At 37.5% G+C, this 20,103-nt stretch carries 15 protein-coding genes and 1 riboswitch; of the genes, 4 read left to right on the top strand and 11 right to left on the bottom strand.

The window, feature by feature from the left end; genetic code table 11:
- Window positions 1–175: 175 nt before the first annotated feature.
- Window positions 176–697, bottom strand: a complete 522-nt coding sequence (locus tag D1839_RS00430; protein ID WP_286164680.1) for a DUF5915 domain-containing protein — start codon at window positions 695–697, stop codon at window positions 176–178.
- Window positions 698–785: 88 nt separating this feature from the next.
- Here D1839_RS00430 and D1839_RS00425 point away from each other — a divergent pair, with 88 nt between their 5' ends.
- Window positions 786–1,775, top strand: a complete 990-nt coding sequence (locus D1839_RS00425) for a linear amide C-N hydrolase (RefSeq protein WP_120377920.1) — start codon at window positions 786–788, stop codon at window positions 1,773–1,775.
- 965 nt (window positions 1,776–2,740) lie between these two features.
- Window positions 2,741–3,337: a hypothetical protein gene (locus tag D1839_RS00420; protein WP_183030177.1), complete on the top strand. Its 597-nt coding sequence runs from the start codon at window positions 2,741–2,743 to the stop codon at window positions 3,335–3,337.
- 316 nt (window positions 3,338–3,653) lie between these two features.
- Here the strand turns inward: D1839_RS00420 and helD are convergent, their stop codons facing one another.
- Together helD and D1839_RS00410 are read right to left on the bottom strand one after the other, a co-directional pair.
- Window positions 3,654–5,954, bottom strand: a complete 2,301-nt coding sequence (helD, locus tag D1839_RS00415) for an RNA polymerase recycling motor HelD (protein ID WP_120377919.1) — start codon at window positions 5,952–5,954, stop codon at window positions 3,654–3,656.
- Window positions 5,955–6,946: 992 nt separating this feature from the next.
- Entirely contained in the window at window positions 6,947–9,010 is a 2,064-nt protein-coding gene (locus D1839_RS00410; protein ID WP_120377918.1) for a copper-translocating P-type ATPase, read from the bottom strand.
- A 236-nt stretch (window positions 9,011–9,246) separates the two neighbouring features.
- On the opposite strand from D1839_RS00410, the gene D1839_RS00405 reads away from it, so the two are divergent.
- Window positions 9,247–9,570, top strand: a complete 324-nt coding sequence (locus tag D1839_RS00405) for a four-helix bundle copper-binding protein (protein WP_072741757.1) — start codon at window positions 9,247–9,249, stop codon at window positions 9,568–9,570.
- 126 nt (window positions 9,571–9,696) lie between these two features.
- Here the strand turns inward: D1839_RS00405 and D1839_RS00400 are convergent, their stop codons facing one another.
- Together D1839_RS00400 and D1839_RS00395 are read right to left on the bottom strand one after the other, a co-directional pair.
- Window positions 9,697–10,365: a response regulator transcription factor gene (locus tag D1839_RS00400; RefSeq protein ID WP_120377917.1), complete on the bottom strand. Its 669-nt coding sequence runs from the start codon at window positions 10,363–10,365 to the stop codon at window positions 9,697–9,699.
- The gene (locus D1839_RS00395; protein WP_120377916.1) at window positions 10,362–11,747 is read right to left on the bottom strand and encodes a sensor histidine kinase; all 1,386 of its coding nucleotides are present in this window, start codon (window positions 11,745–11,747) and stop codon (window positions 10,362–10,364) included. The genes D1839_RS00400 and D1839_RS00395 overlap by 4 nt, the downstream gene beginning before the upstream one ends.
- A 473-nt stretch (window positions 11,748–12,220) precedes the next feature.
- On the opposite strand from D1839_RS00395, the gene D1839_RS00390 reads away from it, so the two are divergent.
- Complete coding sequence (locus tag D1839_RS00390) at window positions 12,221–12,829, top strand: YdhK family protein (protein ID WP_120377915.1); 609 nt, start codon at window positions 12,221–12,223, stop codon at window positions 12,827–12,829.
- A 119-nt stretch (window positions 12,830–12,948) separates the two neighbouring features.
- Here the strand turns inward: D1839_RS00390 and D1839_RS00385 are convergent, their stop codons facing one another.
- The 6 genes from D1839_RS00385 to D1839_RS00360 form a co-directional block, all read right to left on the bottom strand.
- A complete protein-coding gene (locus D1839_RS00385) occupies window positions 12,949–13,749 on the bottom strand; it encodes a DUF4097 family beta strand repeat-containing protein (protein WP_120377914.1) in 801 nt (266 codons plus the stop codon).
- Window positions 13,742–14,302 (bottom strand): HAAS signaling domain-containing protein, encoded by a 561-nt coding sequence (locus tag D1839_RS00380; RefSeq protein WP_120377913.1) that lies wholly within the window; start codon window positions 14,300–14,302, stop codon window positions 13,742–13,744. The genes D1839_RS00385 and D1839_RS00380 overlap by 8 nt, the downstream gene beginning before the upstream one ends.
- Complete coding sequence (locus tag D1839_RS00375) at window positions 14,295–14,618, bottom strand: PadR family transcriptional regulator (protein WP_120377912.1); 324 nt, start codon at window positions 14,616–14,618, stop codon at window positions 14,295–14,297. Before D1839_RS00375 ends, D1839_RS00380 begins: the two co-directional genes overlap by 8 nt.
- A 667-nt stretch (window positions 14,619–15,285) precedes the next feature.
- Complete coding sequence (locus tag D1839_RS00370) at window positions 15,286–16,638, bottom strand: TrkH family potassium uptake protein (protein ID WP_120377911.1); 1,353 nt, start codon at window positions 16,636–16,638, stop codon at window positions 15,286–15,288.
- A 502-nt stretch (window positions 16,639–17,140) separates the two neighbouring features.
- A riboswitch (cyclic di-AMP (ydaO/yuaA leader) is annotated at window positions 17,141–17,297 on the bottom strand.
- A 144-nt stretch (window positions 17,298–17,441) separates the two neighbouring features.
- A complete protein-coding gene (locus tag D1839_RS00365) occupies window positions 17,442–19,568 on the bottom strand; it encodes a heavy metal translocating P-type ATPase (RefSeq protein WP_147358265.1) in 2,127 nt (708 codons plus the stop codon).
- Complete coding sequence (locus tag D1839_RS00360) at window positions 19,534–19,926, bottom strand: ArsR/SmtB family transcription factor (protein WP_286164670.1); 393 nt, start codon at window positions 19,924–19,926, stop codon at window positions 19,534–19,536. The genes D1839_RS00365 and D1839_RS00360 overlap by 35 nt, the downstream gene beginning before the upstream one ends.
- Window positions 19,927–20,103: the final 177 nt, after the last annotated feature.

Genomic DNA, 20,103 nt, shown 5'->3' with positions numbered 1-20,103 from the left:
AACGTTACTGTCCGTTTTGCATAAGTGCATAGCATCTTGGATTAGCTTATAATAAACCTAAACCTTTGCCAAAACAGCCAAGGTATTAGTATTGCGCCCGAAAGGTCCGTTTTTTCCTTTACTTTGACGCTCCTTTTCCCTTGGCCATTTCAAAATTAATTTTTAGTAAACAGATTTATTCAATTCCGATTCCAATACGTACTTTCTCTTCATCCAGTTGTACCGTTTTCATGACCGGATTTACCCCAAATGTGATGTCGTTTAGCAACAAATTGGTTTCCAACAATTCCTGATACGACGTAATGACTGCTTTCATCTTTTCGCTCGCATCAAATGTAATAGACACACGTTGGTCAACAGATAAACGTAACTCTTTTCGATAAAGCTGCACAGCGCGTATGAGCTCCCGAGCTAATCCTTCATGCTTCAGTTCTTCTGTTAATACTGTATCTAACAGTACCGTATAGGACTGGTTTTCAGCTATTTCTACCCCTTCTTTTGCCACTTGTTCTACTATAAGATCTTCTTCACTAAGTTGCACCGTTTCTCCTGATGGTAAAATTAGTTTGCGCTCCCCTTTTGCCATGTCAGCAATAGCTTGCTCCGACAATTGTTGCAGTTGTTTTTGTACTACTCCTACTAGCTTCCCTAGTTTTGGTCCTGCCATGGGGAAGTTTAATTTGACTTCATAGCGAATTTGTTAGCAGAATTTGTAGACCAGGTGAGTAATTGGTATATTCATGGAAATGGTTAACTAGAAAGGAGTTGTCAACACGTGTACAGACATATCAATCCCACGTAAATCTTACCAACACCCACTTATTTCAGCTCGGACAATGGATTGGAGTGTAAAACTCCCTACATCCATTGATTTTGTGCCACGAGGGCAAGCTTTCCCTGAGATAAGGGAGTCTGGAGAAATGGAATGGGAGAATAAATTAGCATTTATCGGGGCTGGTCTTAAATCGCTTAAGCCGGGGTGGGATACTCTCTATTATTGGGATGGATTAAACGAAGCTGGTCTTTCCATTGCCAGTTTGTTTTTAGGTTGTAGCGAATACCCGGAACCACCATCAAGTACGACACTACTAAGTAACATAAATGTAGTGGCATATGTGTTAGGTAATTTTAAGAACCTTAAAGAAGTAGAAACAGGACTTACCAAGCTTACTATCATTAAAAATACTTCATTTGAAGATTCATACCATTATATAATTCGTGATCTTTCCGGCAATCATTTAATTGTAGAATTTATAAATGGAAAAATGCGGACATATAAAACACCTTTAGGAGTGCTAACGAATGATCCACCTTATAAGTGGCATTTAGAAAACCTTAGTTTATATGAGCATTTAACTCTAGAAGATAAATGTAACGCAATTTGTGGATTTGAAATTGCCGGAAGTGGACAACTTGGTATACCTGGTGACCCTACACCGCAATCGCGTTTTGTTCGTGCTGCATTTCTCCAGCAAACCGCTTTTTTACCGAAAAACTTGCAACAAAGCATTGGAGTAGCACGACAAATATTACAAACACTTTCCGTTCCGGTTGGGACAGTATATTTAAGAAAATACGAGGGTTTTTACAATTGGACACAGTGGAGCGTGCTTAGAGACCACACCAACCTCAGCTATTATTTTTATACAGACTTTAATAGTAATTTATACGGAACACACTTTCACAAATTGGATCTAAACGCTCCAAATAAAGTGAAATTCAATATCACACAATCCGATTGGTACCAAGATATCACTAACATTAAAAAATTTTAACTCGCCATTTAATGATATGTATTTAAAAGAGAAATACCAATTGAAAGGCGTTTTGGATGGTACATTCGTTATACCTAGCTAGTATTCCATAAAAAAACAAGTTAAAGTGTTGATTTATTTAAAAATATAGTATATGTTTCATATAAGAAACTTTATTTGCTTAGTTTAAACATTATTCCTTATGTTAATTCTTTTAACCGAAGGAATAAATATCTCGTAGTACAGGTAATTCAAATTGCTTCTCCGGGGTGGTAGCCGGAGAAGCACCTAACTATTATAATCAATCATTCAGGAGATTTTTTTCACTTCATATAGTTAAACATAATGCCTTTCCTAGATTAACTATTAAAACAATCCACTCTTTAAGTGTGGTTTATAACTAGTTATAGCAAATTAATTATAGCTGTTAAAAAAATATAATATCCAAGATAGACCTTCTACCACATTTTATAAAGGACAGACTACTAGCGAAGTACTTTAGTATTTTTATACGCTTTTCAAAATATGAAGCCGCCCTCTCATCTATTATTGCGCTGAAAATAGCTTGGCTTGCCTTTATCGTTTTTCTTATAAGCGTAAGTATTTTATTTGCTTTAGATAAATAAGAAATACAGGCTATTTATTACTTAAAAAAGCATTTACGTATCACACTCTTCCATTCAACAACTTTGGTCCCCTTAACAACAGAGAGTAGATAAAGTGAATTTCAAAACTAGACGCTATTCCCGCCACTGATAGTTACATACCCCTAGGGCTTGAGTTAAAGTTTGCTTACGAACAAAAAGAGCATGTAGGCGCTGCTTTCTGTTACTTAGGCTTATTGTTAGGACAAGTATCCCCCAAAATTGGCAGCCCCCTTAAGTGCGGGATAAACGCTTGTACTAAACGTCTTTGCGTCTCGTGTTATTCCGTAGAGAATTACTTTCCTGTTTTATGTCCATTTAATTAGACTGGAGGTTAACAAATTGTTTAGACTGATGCGTCAATCATTTCCATGGAGTAGTAAAATTAGCGTGCTAACGTTTGGAATGGCGTTTGTATTTGCATTGATATCTACATTATTTCAAGAAGGATCAGGTTTATTACTAAGCTTAATTATTGTATTTGTATTTATAATGATAGGGATTATTGGGGATACTATTGGTCTTGCTGCAGCTACCTCGCAAGAGAAGCATTTTCATGCTATGGCAGCAAAAAAAGTGAAAGGAGCAAAAGAAGCAGCGTATATTGCTAAAAAAGCGCCGGTTTTTTCCAGTTTTTTCAATGATGTAGTTGGTGATATCGCAGGGATTGTTAGTGGTGCAGCTTCTACTGCTGTTGTATTCCAACTAGCAAAATTAATTCAAACTTCAGAAGGGTCCGTCGTCTTTATATTTGTTTCTGTTCTCTTAACAAGTATTATCGCTGCATTTACCGTAGGCGGAAAGGCAATTTGTAAAACCGTCGCTATTTATCATTCGACGCCAATCATTTTGTTTACAGGTAAAGTGATTTATTTTACAAAAGCACTAATACATACCTTTTTATCTCCTAACTTACGCGTTTTTAGAAATAGGCGATAAAGTGAAACTTGATTCTGCAGGAGTTTTCTTCCTTCTCCTACTGAATGTTAGTACATAGAAGGGTATGAACTAAAGGTATTTAAACGAATCGGGCATTTAAGCACCGTTTTCTCCTACTTAGACCTTTGTATTTACTCAGGTCTTGAAGTGGGAGTCTTACGGCACCTTACATGCGGGATGAATATGAATACCTTCCCCTCTTTATAAAGCTGAGCTAATAAAAAACTTGACTACTCAGTCATACGGATAAGTAGCCAAGTTAACAGTGCCCCATCTTTTTTTACGTATTTTCGTTTGCATCTGTTATAAACACGCTCTAAATCTCGGTCATTTGATACGTGTTTTTAGGCGTTTCCTTTATAAAGGCGGTTGGCTCACCGATAACCATTATCGATAAGTCGTGCATTGCTCGCGTACAGGCTGTATAAAATAAGATTTGATCTTCCTTTGTATAATGCTTGTTTGTTGCATCTGGAATAACTACCGCATCAAATTCAATACCTTTTGCTAAATACACCGGAATAATTAAAATCCCTTTTGTAAACGTGTACGTCTCTTCATCAACTAATATACAATCTATCCTTCCTTTTAATGTCCTATATAATTGTTTACTTTCGTGCATCGATTTCGTAACAAGCGCTATCGTTTGATACCCTTTTTGAAGCAGTTCTTGCACCTCTTTCATTAGTACTTTTACAAGCTGATTTTCTTCTTTTATAGCAACAAGCTTTGGTTTGTTTCCTTCTCGTTCAAACGGCTCAATAACATCTTTTTCAGGGGCGAAATGCCTTGTAAATTGGACAAGCTGTTTCGTAGGGCGATAGCTTTTCGTTAATGTAATTCGCTCCACATCATTTTTTTCATCTAAAAGTAATGAATTTTGTTTGGAGATGGGATTATAAATAGCTTGATTCACATCCCCTAATAACGTCATTCTCGTATGTGGAAACAGTTCCTTAATATAGGCAAATTGAAAAGCGGAAAAATCCTGTGCCTCATCTATAACTAAATAGCGAACGGAACGATCCGCCATATCTCCAAGCAGTTTCCCTTTAAAGTACGCATACGGCGCTGCGTCTTCCCACCTCAAAATATTAGACTGCATACTTTTTATTGTTTGTGCAGCAATATCATTCCATTCCGCTGGTAAATTCTTTTGTTGTTCCTGACACTTAAACAATTGTGTAAATGTTTTTGGAACATCTACATACGCATACTGCTTTATTCGCTTTTTGATACGAACAAACATTTTACCCACAACGGCTTTTCTTAAAATCATCTCTTCGTCCACTACGTTGCTAGCAGTTTGCTTTTGTGCCTTATGATACGCTTTCGCATAGGCTTCTTTATCGAGCAATTCTATTTTTTCTTCTACCCAATCTTTCGACACTTCCTGCTTTTGAATGAAAGCTAGTTCTTTCAACAGCCAGTTTGTGACTAGTTCCATCCGATTGAATAAAGAAACGGAAGAATCCAACGAGTAAAAATAATTAGCAATTGCTTCGTTCGAGATAATAATTTGGTTGCGAAACACAACAGGTTTAAAACAAACCCCGGAAATATATAAAGAAGCAATATAATTATCGATCATTTCCTTAAATACGAGCGAGGATTTGCAGGCAATCCCTTGCATGCGAATTTGACTATCTGCTGTTCTTTTATTTGTCAGCATATACTCCATTTGCGAAAAAGGGGATTCAATCGAAAAGTCTTCTCCTGCTTTTTCTTCCACAAAGTAGTAAAAAGTAGTCTGTCTTACATTCTCCTCTCCAAGTTCAGGTAACACATTACGGATATAGCTTGAAAATAACGGATTTGGCGAAAATAGCATGACATTTTCTGGATTTAATTGCATCCGATAACGATACATCAAATAAGCAATCCTTTGTAATGCGGCAGAAGTTTTCCCACTGCCCGCTACCCCTTGTACTACTAATAATTTGCTCTTTTCGTTACGAATGATTTTATTCTGCTCTTTTTGAATCGTTGCGACAATACTTTTCATCGTCGTACTTGCATTATTACCTAGAGCTTCTTGTAGCAATTGATCACCAATCGTAAGTCCTGTATCGAACATTGCTTTTATTACTCCATTACGAATAATAAATTGTCGCTTCAACGATATTTCTCCAGAGATTTCTCCATCTAACGTTTGATAGCTCGCACTACCTAATGCATAGTCATAATAAAGACTTGATATAGGAGCTCTCCAATCATAGATAAGAAAATTTTCTTCTGCACTATCCATTAATGAAGCAATCCCAATATAAATAGCCTCTTTTTCTTCACCATCTTCTGTAAAATCAATTCGACCAAAATAAGGGGTGTCTTTAAGTTTATTTAATGTTTTTAATTCTTTCGCTAAACTGCCATGAATAGTTTCTTTTTGCGTCAATAACTCAGCTTGCTGTTTAATACTTGCTTCTGTTTCAATCACATCATCAGGCTCATCCAGATTTACAGTCACATCATCCCAAAACGTTTTTCGCAGTTCAATGACATCTTGTTTCAAGTCCGATGTTTTAGCTGCTATTTTTAACTCTTTTTGTTTTATTTCCTCGCGAATATGGTCTACACGTCGTTGTTCATAAGGAAAATACTGGTGCATTTGAGTCATTCTACCAACCCCTTATCATTTTTATTGACTTTTGGTTCTAGATACGCTATAATAAAATTAGATACTTATATAAAAAACTATAAATTCCCACCTCAACCTATATAGCATAGCATTTTTATCGCCTTGCTTCAATAGGTTTATTTTGCATTTCACCCTTTATTTTACAATATGCGCCTCCCCTATAAACATTGCCGCTAATATCTATATTTTCCGATTCTGTAAAGAACATGCTCCACAATTTTCTAAGCCACTTTCTATATATTAAAATTCATTGTAAAGGTATATTTTTTTGTACCTACGTATTTTATTTGATCCATACTCTCTCTAAATTAGATGGTAACCTGGCTTACAACAATTAAGATTTTGAAGGGAAGTGAATTAGAAAAACTTGGCTTATCGCCAACTCTTATGGCGAAAGCCTTTTGTTTTTCTTATACTATAAACCAAACCAAAAAATTCTTATACTTTCCTATAATGGGACAAAGGCTCAGGGCGCCATTTAACATCGTAGCGAATGGAACGAATCAACTAAAGATAAAGCGAACCTTCCATCAGCAGGGTTTCTTCATCTCCGCTCATGGTTAGTACCACCAGGGTATGACCTAAAGACCCTTGAACGAATCAGGGGTTGAGGTGCTGTTACCTCCCGCTTCGACTTGTTCCAGCTCACATCATCCATTCTTAAAGTGGAAATCTACAACGCCTCTTTACGGGATAAAGGAATCTACCACTAAAACAGGAATATGCCGATACTTGGGCGGAAAGCCCGTTTTTAGTCGTCCTTCCTCTTAGAGACGAACCGATGACGCCTTATCGTAGGGCGCATTTTTAAAGTCACATCGTTGCTGCGCTCACGCGCCGGATGTGGCTATTCGATTAGTTCGTTATCCCCAAACACCCCTTTTTATGCTTTCTTAACTGTCAAAAAAGGCTGATTATTCATCATTAGGAATAATCAACCTTCATTCATTTATTTACAAACCACCATCATTTTAGGCTTTTAACAGCTTGGCATTAATTGCTACAATGACTGTACTTAAACTCATAAGTACAGCGCCAACAGCTGGACTTAACACAATTCCGATCGGAGCAAGGACACCTGCTGCTAACGGAATTGCAAATATATTATATCCCGCTGCCCACCATAAGTTTTGTACCATTTTTCGATATGTTTTTTTAGATAGCTCCATAAGAGCAACAACATCTTTTGGATTACTTTTTACTAGTACAACATCGGCTGTTTCCATCGCTACATCCGTACCTGCGCCAATAGCAATACCTAGATCAGCTGTAGCTAATGCCGGTGCGTCATTTACTCCATCCCCAGTCATCGCTACCTTCCATCCTTTGCGTTGAATTTCTTTTACTTGGCTCGCTTTATCATCAGGAAGCACCTCAGCGTATACTTCGTCCATCCCAAGCTGTTCAGCTACCCAATTGGCTACTTTTTGATTGTCTCCTGTAAGCATAATTGAATGGATATCCCGCTCTTTAAGTAATGCGATCGCCTCTTTTGCTGTTTCGCGAACTATATCTGCTAAAGCGATCATCCCAACCAATTGTTCGTCAATAAGAACGAATACAACGGTCTTCCCTTGCTCGGACATTTGATTGAATAACTTCTTATCATAGTCAAGCTGCTGATCATTCACATACTTCGGACTAACCACATTCACAACTTTTCCATTCACCTTACCTTGAATCCCTTTTCCGGTAATGGATTCGAAATCTGTAACTTTAGCAATGTTCATTCCTTTGTCCTTAGCTGATTCCACAATTCCTGTAGCTATCGGATGTTCAGAATTTTGTTCCACACTAGCTGCATATAAAAGGACATCGTCTTCATTTTGTCCTTCCATTGGTACAATATCTGTTACGCCAAATTCACCTTTTGTCAATGTCCCTGTTTTATCAAAGACAACTGCATTTAAGTTTCTAGCCCCTTCAAAATTAGCACGGTTACGGATAAGTAACCCTTTTTTAGCTGAAATGGATGTAGAAACTGCAACTACCAAAGGAGCCGCCAACCCTAGCGCATGCGGACAAGTAATAACCATAACCGTAACCATACGTTCCATAGCTACATCAAAAGGATGCCCTAGCAATAGCCAAATAATGAGCGTTGCAAAACCGGAAAGTAGCGCAATATAAAACAACCATTTTGCTGCTCGATTCGTTAAATCTTGCGTTTTGGATTTCGATTCTTGTGCTTCTTTTACCATCTTAACAACTTGCGATAAAAACGATTCTTCCCCTGTTTTTTCTACTTGAATCGTCAGTGAACCCTCTTTATTTACCGACCCACCAATGACTTCATCGTTTTTTGCCTTTTCTATTGGCACAGATTCACCCGTAAGTAATGATTCGTCTACGGCTGATTTTCCGTCCATAATTATTCCGTCAACTGGGATTTTTTCCCCTGGCTTTACAAGGACATAATCCTTGCTTTTTAATTCGGACAAAGGGACGTCTTGGACATTACCTTGCTCATCTAATTTATGCGCCTCATTCGGCATTAATTTTACCAGTTGCTCTAATGCATTAGACGCTCCCATAACAGATCGCATCTCTACCCAATGCCCAAGTAGCATAATATCAATCAGTGTTGCTAATTCCCAAAAGAAATCCTTTCCTGCCCAGCCAAATACCGTAAGAGAACTGTATCCATATGCAACCACAATAGCCAGTCCAATTAGTGTCATCATTCCAGGATTTTTGCCTTTTAATTCATCAATGGCTCCTGTAATAAATGGCCAGCCGCCATAGAAGAAGACAAATGTTGATAAAGCAAATAAGATATACTGGTCATACGAAAATCTCCAATCAACTCCTATAAATCCTTGAATCATCGGAGATAAGGCTAGAATTGGAATGGTAATAATCAGTGAAATAAAAAACCGCTTTTTAAAATCATTTACCATATCTCCGTGATCATGACCGCCGTGGTGGTGCCCATGCGAATGTCCATGATGTTGATGATTATTGTCATGGTCCTCATGAGACTGTTGATCGTGTTGATGTTGAGGGTGGTTATTGTGATGATCATTTTGTTTCATCTGTATACCTCCTATTCTTTTTATTATTAATGTGTATATTTTGATAATTTACATACCACTATACTATACCCCCCTACGGTAACTGTCAAACGATATACATCGATTTTTTATTTATATAAACACAATTTATTATTCAATTGCCTAATTTAGAGTTGGTTTAAACATTTAAAATCAATGTTTAAAGTATTCATGCACGGGAAACATAACAATAAATAATTTTTAGGAGGAAGATAAATATGGCACATGAACAACACAAAGAATTAATTCAAGCACTGCATGAATGTATGACGGCTTGCAACCATTGCTATGATGCCTGCTTACAAGAAGAGGATTTAAACATGATGGCAAATTGCATTCGTTTGGATCGTGAATGCGCAGATATTTGTAGCTATGTCGAACAAGCACTCACTCGAGGGACACCATTTGTTTCCGAGTTGACTGCGTTATGCGCAACTATTTGCGAAGCTTGCGGTGAAGAATGCAAAAAGCATGATCATGACCACTGTCAAAAATGTGCAGAAGCTTGCTTTAAATGTGCAGAAGCTTGTCGCGCGGCTTAATAACTAGCCGTTTTTCATTATAGGAAATTACAATAATCATATGGATTAGTATTTAATAAGCCTGTACGGATTTGGGCTAATTCTTCTGGACTTTTTTCTCGTCCAGAAGAATCAGCAGGCTTTATTTTACTCCTCCCATTTGTAGCCAACGCCCCAAACAGTAATGAGGTAGTCATCTATTGGAAATCCTGCCTGCCTTATTTTCTCACGTATATTGCGAATATGAGAATCCACGGTTCTTCCTTCTGTTTCTGAGTGAAATCCCCAAATCAAGTCTATTAACTGCTCTCTAGTAAATACGATTGCAGAATTCTTCATTAGCTTCCCGATCATAAGAAATTCTTTTGGTGTAAGTCTAATAAGCTGGTTATTATATGTCAGTTCAAACCTTTCCTCATCCCAGCGTAAACCGCTTGCTTCTATATGCTTTTTTGGCTCCGTTCGCCGTAATAATGCTTCCATTCTAGCTAACAATTCCTGTTCATCAAAAGGCTTCGTTAGGTAATCATCGGCACCTAAGCGTAACCCTTTCACAATATCATCTTGTTGATCTCTTGCAGTAATCATCATAATCGGGATATCAGAAAACTCACGGATGCGTTTACAGAGCTCCCATCCATCGATATCAGGCATCATGATATCTAGTAAAACAATATCCATCGATTGCTTCTGTAAATAATAGAGCGCATCCTTTCCATTTTTTGTTTTTGTACAAGCGTAATTGTAAGGTTGTAAGTACAAAGCTAATAAGTCTAACATTCGCTTTTCATCATCTACTATTAAAACGTTTTTCAAGCGGTTCCCCTCCCCGGTATGCGAATAAATACACTGGTTCCTTCCCCTATTCGGCTATTCAGCTTTATTGTACCTCCATGGGACTCCACAATTTCTTTAGCAATTGGTAATCCCAAGCCGCTCCCCCCGCTTTTGCGCGAGCGTGATTTTTCCACCCGATATAAACGTTCAAATACAAAGGGCAAATCCTTTTCGGGAATACCTTCTCCTTGGTCGTGTACACCGATAACTATTTCATCGTCATACGTTTCCACTTCGATTGTAATTGAACTATAGTGCGGTGAGTGCTTTACAGCGTTATCCAAAATATTTAATAAAACTTGTTGAAATCGGTTCGGATCTACTAACACGAGCCTATCTTTAGGACATTGAATAGATACTGTAAGCTTATTTTTTTGCAGCATTGGTTGCATCAAATCGACAATAGAAACTATTAATTCATATACATGAACAGCTTGTTTCTTAACAACAAAGGAGTACCTGTCCATTTTTGCTAATTCAAACAAATTTTTAATCAAGTCGGATAGTTGATCCGCCTCTTCTCTTATAATTCCAATATATGTTTTTAGCTCTTCTTCAGGTAATGGTTGGCGATGAATAATATCTGCATAGCCTTTAATATAAGTGAGTGGTGTACGTAATTCATGAGATATACTAGCCAAAAATTCTTTTCTTTCATTTTTTAGTCGATCTAAATCATCGGCTAAAGACTGAATTGACTTGGCCAACTCTCCTAACTCATCATCCCTCTCCACAGATAACTCTACAGCATTATTTCCTACACTTAATTGCTCTGTTGCTTGTTTCATTTTCATTAACGGTACCGTAATGAAACGCGATAAAATAAATACGGTAATAATAGTTACAACTACAGCAATAACTCCGATTAATTTGAACTGCTTACTTATTTGGTCCAATATACTTCTTATTTGCTCTGTCGGGGCGAACATAAATACATGCCCGCGGTGTTCTCCTTGAATACTAATTGGGCTATCCGTCGCAAGATACCGTTTTTCTTTCCACTTATCTTCAACTACAATTCCCTCAGAAGGTATCGCATCATAATTTGTTTGGTTAATAATCTCCGTCATTTCTGATTGCAAAGGATCAGAACGAACAAGCACTTTGCCATCTGCATCAGTAATAATAACTACAAAATCAGACTCAGATTCCATTAGACCGACATGTTCCATCGTTGTGCTAGTAAAATTATCCTCCAGAACATCACTATGTGTATTCCCTCTCGCTAACAAATTATGGATTACTTCTTCTATTCGCGCGTTGGCTAAGTGAATGTAGAGAATGTAATAAAGAATACCGCCGATAAGTAAAATAAATCCAAAAAACAGCACCCCGATTTTTAGCGATAATCGATTAAACACAAATTTCTCACCTTCTTTCTACCAAAATCGTAACATGGAGGAATATTTCAAGCCTATTTATTTATTCGTTTACTAGAAGAAAGATAGGTATAGTGTATATTTTTATCAAGAAAAAGGCTAAAAAAACAGGTATAAATCCGTGAATACGAATCTTTTAAGTAATGTAAACAGTATCACAAATAATCGAAGGTTGTTTTAACAGAGGAGCAAGTTCTAAGCAGAGTAAACTGTTACAGTAACAAACCACTTTTTAAAACCAATCGTTCTTTTCATAATATTATTTCTAAAATATGTGCAAGCTATCTACAGACGGAGGATGATTCTATCCTATAAGGAAAATATCAAGTTTCTGTGCAGAGAAGCATATTTTTTTAGTATAAGGGGAAAATATGTCATAAAAACTGCATAAAATCTGCAAATATGCGGGGTATTTTACTATACTAAAGGCAATTTTTTCACAGGAGGTAATCTTAATGAACTTAAAAAAATGGATGCTAGGTTTCTTGGCAATTATTTTCGCCACAGTCCTAGCCGCTTGCGGAACCGACCAGGATAACAAACAGGATAATGGAAACCCGGAAGCAGATCAACAACAGGAAGAAAATCAAGGCAATGAATCTAATGGTACAGAGGATAAGGAAATGGAGCATTCCGGCTCTGGAGAAGTTCCTGAAGGATTAAAAGAAGCCGAAAATCCAACATTTCCAGTTGGCAGCAAAGCGATTATTGAAGCAAGTCATATGGAAGGAATGAAAGGTGCTGAAGCAACGATTGTGGGCGCTTATGACACAACCGTATACACCGTCACCTACACTCCTACGGATGGTGGTGAAAAAGTAGAGGATCATAAATGGGTCATCCACGAAGAATTAAAGGATGTTGGTGAAGAACCATTGGAACCTGGGGAAGAGGCAACTATACAAGCATCCCATATGAAAGGCATGGAAGGCGCAACAGCGACGATTGATTCAGCCGAACAAACCACTGTATATATGGTTGATTATCCATCAACCACATCCGGTGAAGAGGTTAAAAATCATAAATGGGTTACAGAAGATGAACTATCACCAGTAGAAGAATAACTAAATGCGTGGTTAAAAGAATAAGGATTCAGTGACGATATGTCCGCTGAATCCTACATACATACAACCCTATGGCTTGGCAACATCGCAAACTCAAATACTGTATCCCAACGCCAGGACTACTGTTTCGTTATAGCAATACTTCCATTAGCAGTTACAGCTTTTATAATATGAGTCCCATCCCCAACTACTGTATCCCAATCGTCATTGCCAAACACTTCAATTCCACCATTATCTGTGCGTAAATCATATGTTACATTCGTTGGCTCTTTATTCGCATTAATATCAATACTTCCATTCTTTGTATTTAAGTCCATCGATTGGTTTAACTCATCTGTTTTTAGAACGATTGACCCGTTACTTGTTTTCCCAATAAGTCTACCTTCCACATGGTTCAGTTCCAAACCTCCATTATGGGTGTTAACTTCTGTAGTTGTGGTTTTTACTTGATCAAGCTCAATCTTTCCATTCGCTGCAGAAGCGTGCATAGTTTTCACTGAAAACTGCTCTCCATAAATGCCTCCATTTTTTGAATCCACTTCCATGGACGCAAATTCTTTTTGAGGTAATCGAACGATTAAGGTTAATGAATCACCTCGGTTGAAAAAATGGAGTCTAAACTTTTCAGGCTTTTTACGAACGATTAATGTTTCATCCTGTTGCTCTATATCTAGAATTTCCTTGTCAGGACGATTGCTTCTTCCTTTTAGCTCTATGGTTATATCCGATTTTTCAGTTGGTACAATAGTTACTTCCTCATTAACCAATTCAAACTCTAAATTTGTTACTTCATCTGCGGACACTTCCTTTGTCACCGCTACTTCCTGCCTAGCTAGTGATTTAAAGGTAAACAAACACCCCACACCCCCAATTGTAATAAATATGATTGCAATAAGGCTCCATTTTTTCAATCTACTCATCTTTTAGACCACCTTTAACCAACTTAACATTAAAATGCAAGTAATTAATAAAACCTTTAGACAAATAACGGGTTACATAATACATTCCGATAATGATAAATATACCTACCCCTACCAAACCGATGGACGCAAAAAGATCGAAAAAGATAAACGTATCTGGGTAAAGAATGACATTCACTAACATCAGCAAGGGAGATAATATGAACGAACCACCCACAATCCATCCAGAAGCAATAATTGATACTAAAGCTATAAACGGACCTAACACAATTACTAAATTAAAGAAACCTAGCCCTATAACGGCCCAAACGGCTCTGAAGATATTTCCGGTATTTGAAGTATGATCCGCTTTTTCAAGATGATACGTTGCTACAAGTTCTTTTGCAACCTGATTTGGAGTCCCTAACGCAGCAGCAATTTCTGCTTCCGTTTTCCCTTCCGCCAGACCTATAGCGAAATGCTCTTCGAAGTCCTGGATTACTTCTTGTTGTTCTTCTTTAGGAAGCTTTTTGATTCCTACAGTTAACTTTTTCATAAATTCCTTTTTATTCAATATGATCACCCTCCTGCAACAGCTTATTTACACCTTGTGTAAACTGCACCCATTCATGAATCAATTGATGTAGATAGTCCCTTCCTTTGTCTGTTAAACAATAATATTTTCGCGACGGACCTTCCGATGACTCCTGTAAATAAGTTGTAAAGTATTCTTCTTTAGCAAGCCTTCTTAATAACGGATAGACCGACCCTTCAGAAATGGCTACCCGTTTAGATATCTTGTTTGCCAGCTCATAGCCATAATGATCCTGCTTATCTAATAATGCAAGCACACATAATTCCAATGCACCCTTTTTGAATTGAACATTCATGCAGTCCATGCTCCTCATTTTTATTTTTTTAACATTAAATTTTACTGGAATATCTAAATGCTAAAGTAGAGTACAGCACTGTAAATGCCATGAATAACTAAAAGTAGAAATCATTACATTAGAGGAGGTAAAGTGAATCTTTCATCAGTAGGGGTTTTCATTCATCCCCTACGGTTTGTTATTAGCCTAAAGCTATAACCTAAAGGCCTCTTACGAAAGTTTAGGTGCTGTTATCTCCTATTTGACTTCAACTCCTGAAGTGGGAGACTTATAGCATCTTAAATAAACGTAAAAAATTGAAAATCACTTCTTCTGCCTCTAATTTCAGCAATCCCTTCATCACTACTATACATTAAACAGTACTAATACATATATAATATACTTTAGTATTGAATATTGCAAGGTACTAAAATAATAATATTCCTGTTTGAAATTTACTCACCCCTCCATAACTGAACAAGTTCAGGACTTTGGAGGCAGGTCATATTCCAATACCTTAAATAAATCATTCATTTAAACTCATGTTGCTGCTTCTTCCAATAGCGATCCCGTTTTCGCCTTGGGAGTAGTAAAACAAGGAATTAGGGAAGTACACTGTTCTTTATGACCAATGGATATGATAAATAACCATCTATGTAAAAACAGAAGGCAGCAATAAGCCACCTCCTCAACCAGTAAATACATCTTCCTCTGGATAACGGATCGATGATTGTCTACGTTTAGCAAAAACAAACACCATCGTAAGCGGTCCTATTCTGCCAATAAACATCATTATCATAATGACTATCTTACCGATGGTAGTTAAATCTCCTGTTAACCCCATTGAAATCCCGACTGTACCAAAAGCAGAAATGACTTCAAATGCAATTGAAAGAAAAGGGGCCCTTTCTGTAATGGTTAATATGAAGATAGCTAAAAAGATTAAACTTATACTAATTATCATAATGGATAAAGCTCGGATAACAATATGAAGTTTTATCGTCCGTTTAAACGCTGTCGTTTCACTTTTTCCACGCAAAAATGAAGCAGTAGCTAAAAGCATAACAACAAACGATGTCACCTTTATTCCACTTCCAGTAGAGCCACTACCCGCTCCGATAAACATAAGCAGCATCATTAGCAGTATAGAAGGTACGGTCATTTCAGCGATATCTAATGAATTAAAGCCTGCGGTTCTTGGTGTAACTGCTTGAAAATAAGAGCCCCATAGTTTATCAACGAAAGATAGATCCCCGATTGTTTCGGGATTGCCATACTCTAGAAAAAACAAGGCGAATAATGCAATAATATTGATCACTAAGGTTCCAGATAGCATTAATTTGGAATGTAATGATAATTTTTGAAACCCTTTTTTATCCCAAATATCAACTAAAACGGTAAACCCGAGACCACCTATAATAAATAAGCCAGTAATTACAATATTTACAAGTGGATCCCCTACATAGTGTGATAAACTATCAGACCAGAGAGAAAATCCAGCATTATTAAAAGCTGATATACTATGAAACAAACTTTGGTTTAAGCCGTCAGACCAGCCAAACTCTGGAACCCATTTAATAGATAAGCACAAAAAGGCGATTGCTTCAATCGTAATAGAAAAGATGAATAATAGCTTCACAAGTCGTAGCAATCCACCTAAAGAGGTTTGATTTAAATTCAAAGATTCCTGCGTTAACAGCCTTTGTCGCAAACCTACTTTCTTACGCATCATCATTAAAATGAGGACGGAAAAAGTCATGAGTCCTAAACCGCCGATTTGCATTAAAAACATAATCACAATTTCTCCAAACAACGTATAAGTTGAACCTGTATCAACAACAACTAACCCAGTAACTGTTATTGCTGATGTAGCAGTAAACCAAGCATCCAACCAGGAAATCGGTTCATACGTGGCTGCAGGAACTTTTAAAAGTAAAGTTCCAATTAAAATTAAAAACAAGAACGTGATTGCCAGAATTTGAGGCGGATTACAATGAATAATTATTCCACGTAATGGATGTAAAGAGATAATCTTCTTCATCGTACCCACCCCTTTTTGCTAACCATTCGATGTTTTTGCGCACTATTTAATACTACATGGATGTGTTTAGAGTCAATATTTCTATTCGTTGTTACAATCATGTTGCATCCTTCTTTCTAACCATACCTAAATGTTTTGTTTCATATTAGAAAAACTTGGCTTGTCGCCGAGTCTTATGGCGGAAGCCTTTGTTTTTCTTATACTATAAACCAAAAAATCTTATACTTTACTATAGTGGAACAAAGGCGCAGAGCGCCCGGTTAGCAACGTAGCAACTGGAACGAAGCAACTGAGATAAAGAAATCACGGTGAGGTAACGAACCGATGATGACTTATCGGAGGGCGATTTGTGAAGTCGCATCGTTGCTGGGCGCTTGCGCCGGACGTGTCTATTCCGTTAAGTCCGTATCCCCAAAGCAACAATTTTTATGCTTTCTTATCTTTTAAAAAAGACCATCACAAATATGGTCTCAAAGGTTTGCTGATTTCCCTAGAATCTCTCTCCTAACTTTATCAACGCTTACGAGGTTAGCTGTCGGGTTAGGGATGGAGAGCGCCCCTTCCTCAAAAAAAGAATTCACCCCAAGGCCAAAAATAATTTTTTCATTGACCTATCTTTCATTGGTTCCCCGCTAAAAAAGATTCAGCAAAAAGGTACATGGATCATTTTATTCTTCTTATGATAAGCTATAATTTACTCCGATTTTGTAAGGTTGTCAATATAATTTTTACTAGTTTTTTTGCTTGTGAACTCCGGCGAATGGAATGGACAAAAATAACCATAAAGAGCAAGCTCTTTATGGTTATTTTCTTGCGCGCATTAAGCGTAATGAATTAAATACGACCAATAGTGTAGCTCCCATATCAGCAAATATAGCCAGCCATAGGGTGAGCCAGCCTGGAATTACTAAGAGAAGTGCGATCACTTTTAAGCCTAGTGCAAAACTAATATTTTGTTTTATAATCGCTATGGTTTGTTTACTTAACCCCATCGTATATGGAAGTTTGTTTAAATCGTCAGCCATTAACGCAACATCAGCAGTTTCCATGGCTGTATCCGTTCCAGCACCACCCATAGCAATCCCGACATCTGCTGCTGCTAAAGCAGGAGCATCATTAATACCATCGCCAACCATAGCAACTTTTCCATATTGCTGCTTCAAATCTTGAATAGCCGTTAATTTATCTTGCGGTAAAAGCTCTGACTTTGTCTCACTTATTCCAACCTCGCGTCCAATAGCTGAACCAGTAGCTTGATTATCTCCTGTAAGCATAACCGTTCGCTTACCGAGCTGATGAAGCTTATTAATCATAGATGGACTGTCTTTACGCACCTGATCTGCAACTGCAATTAAACCTTCAATACTAGTTGCCATCCCAAACAGCATAACCGTTTTACCTTGTGTTTGCAGCGTACGAATTTGCATCTGTAACTCCTTTGGCATATGCGCTTTACCTTGAAATAAGGCTGAGCTGCCGATCATATACTCTATTTCATCAATCGTTGCCTTAGCTCCTTTCCCAGTAAAGGACATAAAATTATCAGCATGAAATTCGTTTACTTTATCTGCCTTCGCTTTCCGTAATATAGAAGAGGCAAGCGGGTGTTGTGAATAAGCTTCAATGGCTGCTGCGTATGCTAATACATCCGATTTAGACATATTTCCTAATGAGATAATATCGGTGACAACCGGCTTTCCTTCCGTTATTGTTCCTGTTTTATCAAATGCAACTACTTCTAATTTGCCTGCTTCTTCTAAATGAATACCACCTTTAATTAAGACTCCTTTACGTGCTGCGTTACCAATTGCAGTTACAATGGCTACTGGTGTCGAAATGACCAGTGCACAAGGACATCCTACAACGAGTACCGCCAATCCATTATAAATCCATTCTGACCAAACAGCACCAAAAAATAACGGCGGTACGATAGCAACTAAAAAGGCAATAAAAATAATTGCAGGGGTATAATATTTTGTAAAACGATCAACAAATTGCTGAGAAGGTGCCTTTTCGGCCTGCGCTTCTTCTACTAAATGAATAATTTTAGCAATTGTAGTATCATTTGCGTATTTGGTAACTCGAATTTCTAATGAACCTTCTTCATTTAATGTACCTGCAAACACTTCATCTCCTACCGTTTTATATACGGGTATGGACTCCCCTGTGATTGCAGATTGATTAATAGAAGATTCTCCTTTTATAACTTCACCATCCATGGCAATTTTTTCTCCTGGCTTGATGACCATGACATCGTCCACTTGTACATCTTCCACATCAATTTCAATGAGGGAGTCTCCCCTTCTAATAGTCGCTTTATTTGGAGCTACATCCATCAAAGAGCGGATCGATTGGCGCGCTTTTTCCATCGAATAACCTTCTAGCGCTTCACTTACAGCAAATAAAAAAACAACGACAGCCCCTTCTGCCCATTCCCCGATAATTGCAGCTCCAATAATAGCAATGGTCATTAACGTTTTCATATCAAACTCAAATCGCAGCAGATTTTTGAAACCACTTCGAAACAGATCCCATCCCCCAATAAGAATCGCAGCGGCAAATGTACTTACTGTTGCAAGATTACTTTCACCAACTTGAAACAAAAATACATATCCTAACATTGTTAGTAAAAAGGATAGCGTCGTGGTAATATTAGCTTTCTTTTTCCAAAAAGGTTGTTTTTGTTCTTCCATACGCTGTCGTTCTGGATAAACTTTAATTCCATCAAAAGCCCCAGCAGCTTCTAACTGCTCCACGGAAGCTTCCCCATGAACTGTAACTTTAGCGGCACCAAAATTCAACTGTACATCCTCTACCGTTTCAATACCTCTGATATTTTTTTCAAACTTTGCCGCACAATTCGTACAAGATAGTCCTTGTAAGCGATAAACATGCTTATTTTCCGCCACTGTCAACACCTTCTTTTGCATGAACTGTAGCTATCGTTACTAACTGATGCACATGCTCATCTTCTAAAGAATAGAAAACAAGCTTCCCTTCTTTTCGATGCTTCGCCAATCCCATATTTCGTAATAATCGCAAGTGGTGCGAGGCAGTAGCCTTCGTTGCGCCAATGATATTAGCGATATCGCAAACACATAGCTCTCTTTCTAACGTTAAAGCGTAAGCAATTTTCAACCTTGTAGCATCTGCTAGGGCTTTAAATATTTGTTCAACACCATCCATTTTGTCTATTTTCGGACGAATTCGATTTACAGTATCCTCATCATAACAAAAAGTCTCACAAACATCGGATTGGTTTTCTTTCTTATCTGCAGCCGTTTTCACGCCTTCATCACCCTTATAATCAAATAGTTGTTTGACTGTTTGTTTATAGTGTATGATTTTCCATTTTAATTGTCAATGTATGGCCTGAATCCAGGCGTTAAATTTGACAAATTTGTGAACGTGATTGATAATAAAGAAAATACTTTAAATTGAAATATTGATTTTGAATTAGCAATA

It is taken from the genome of Roseburia sp. 1XD42-34 (assembly GCF_009917385.1).
GTDB lineage: Bacteria > Bacillota > Bacilli > Bacillales > Amphibacillaceae > Virgibacillus.
The sequence above is the reverse complement of the archived record's forward strand: the minus strand, read 5'-3'. Positions and strand labels throughout refer to the sequence as shown.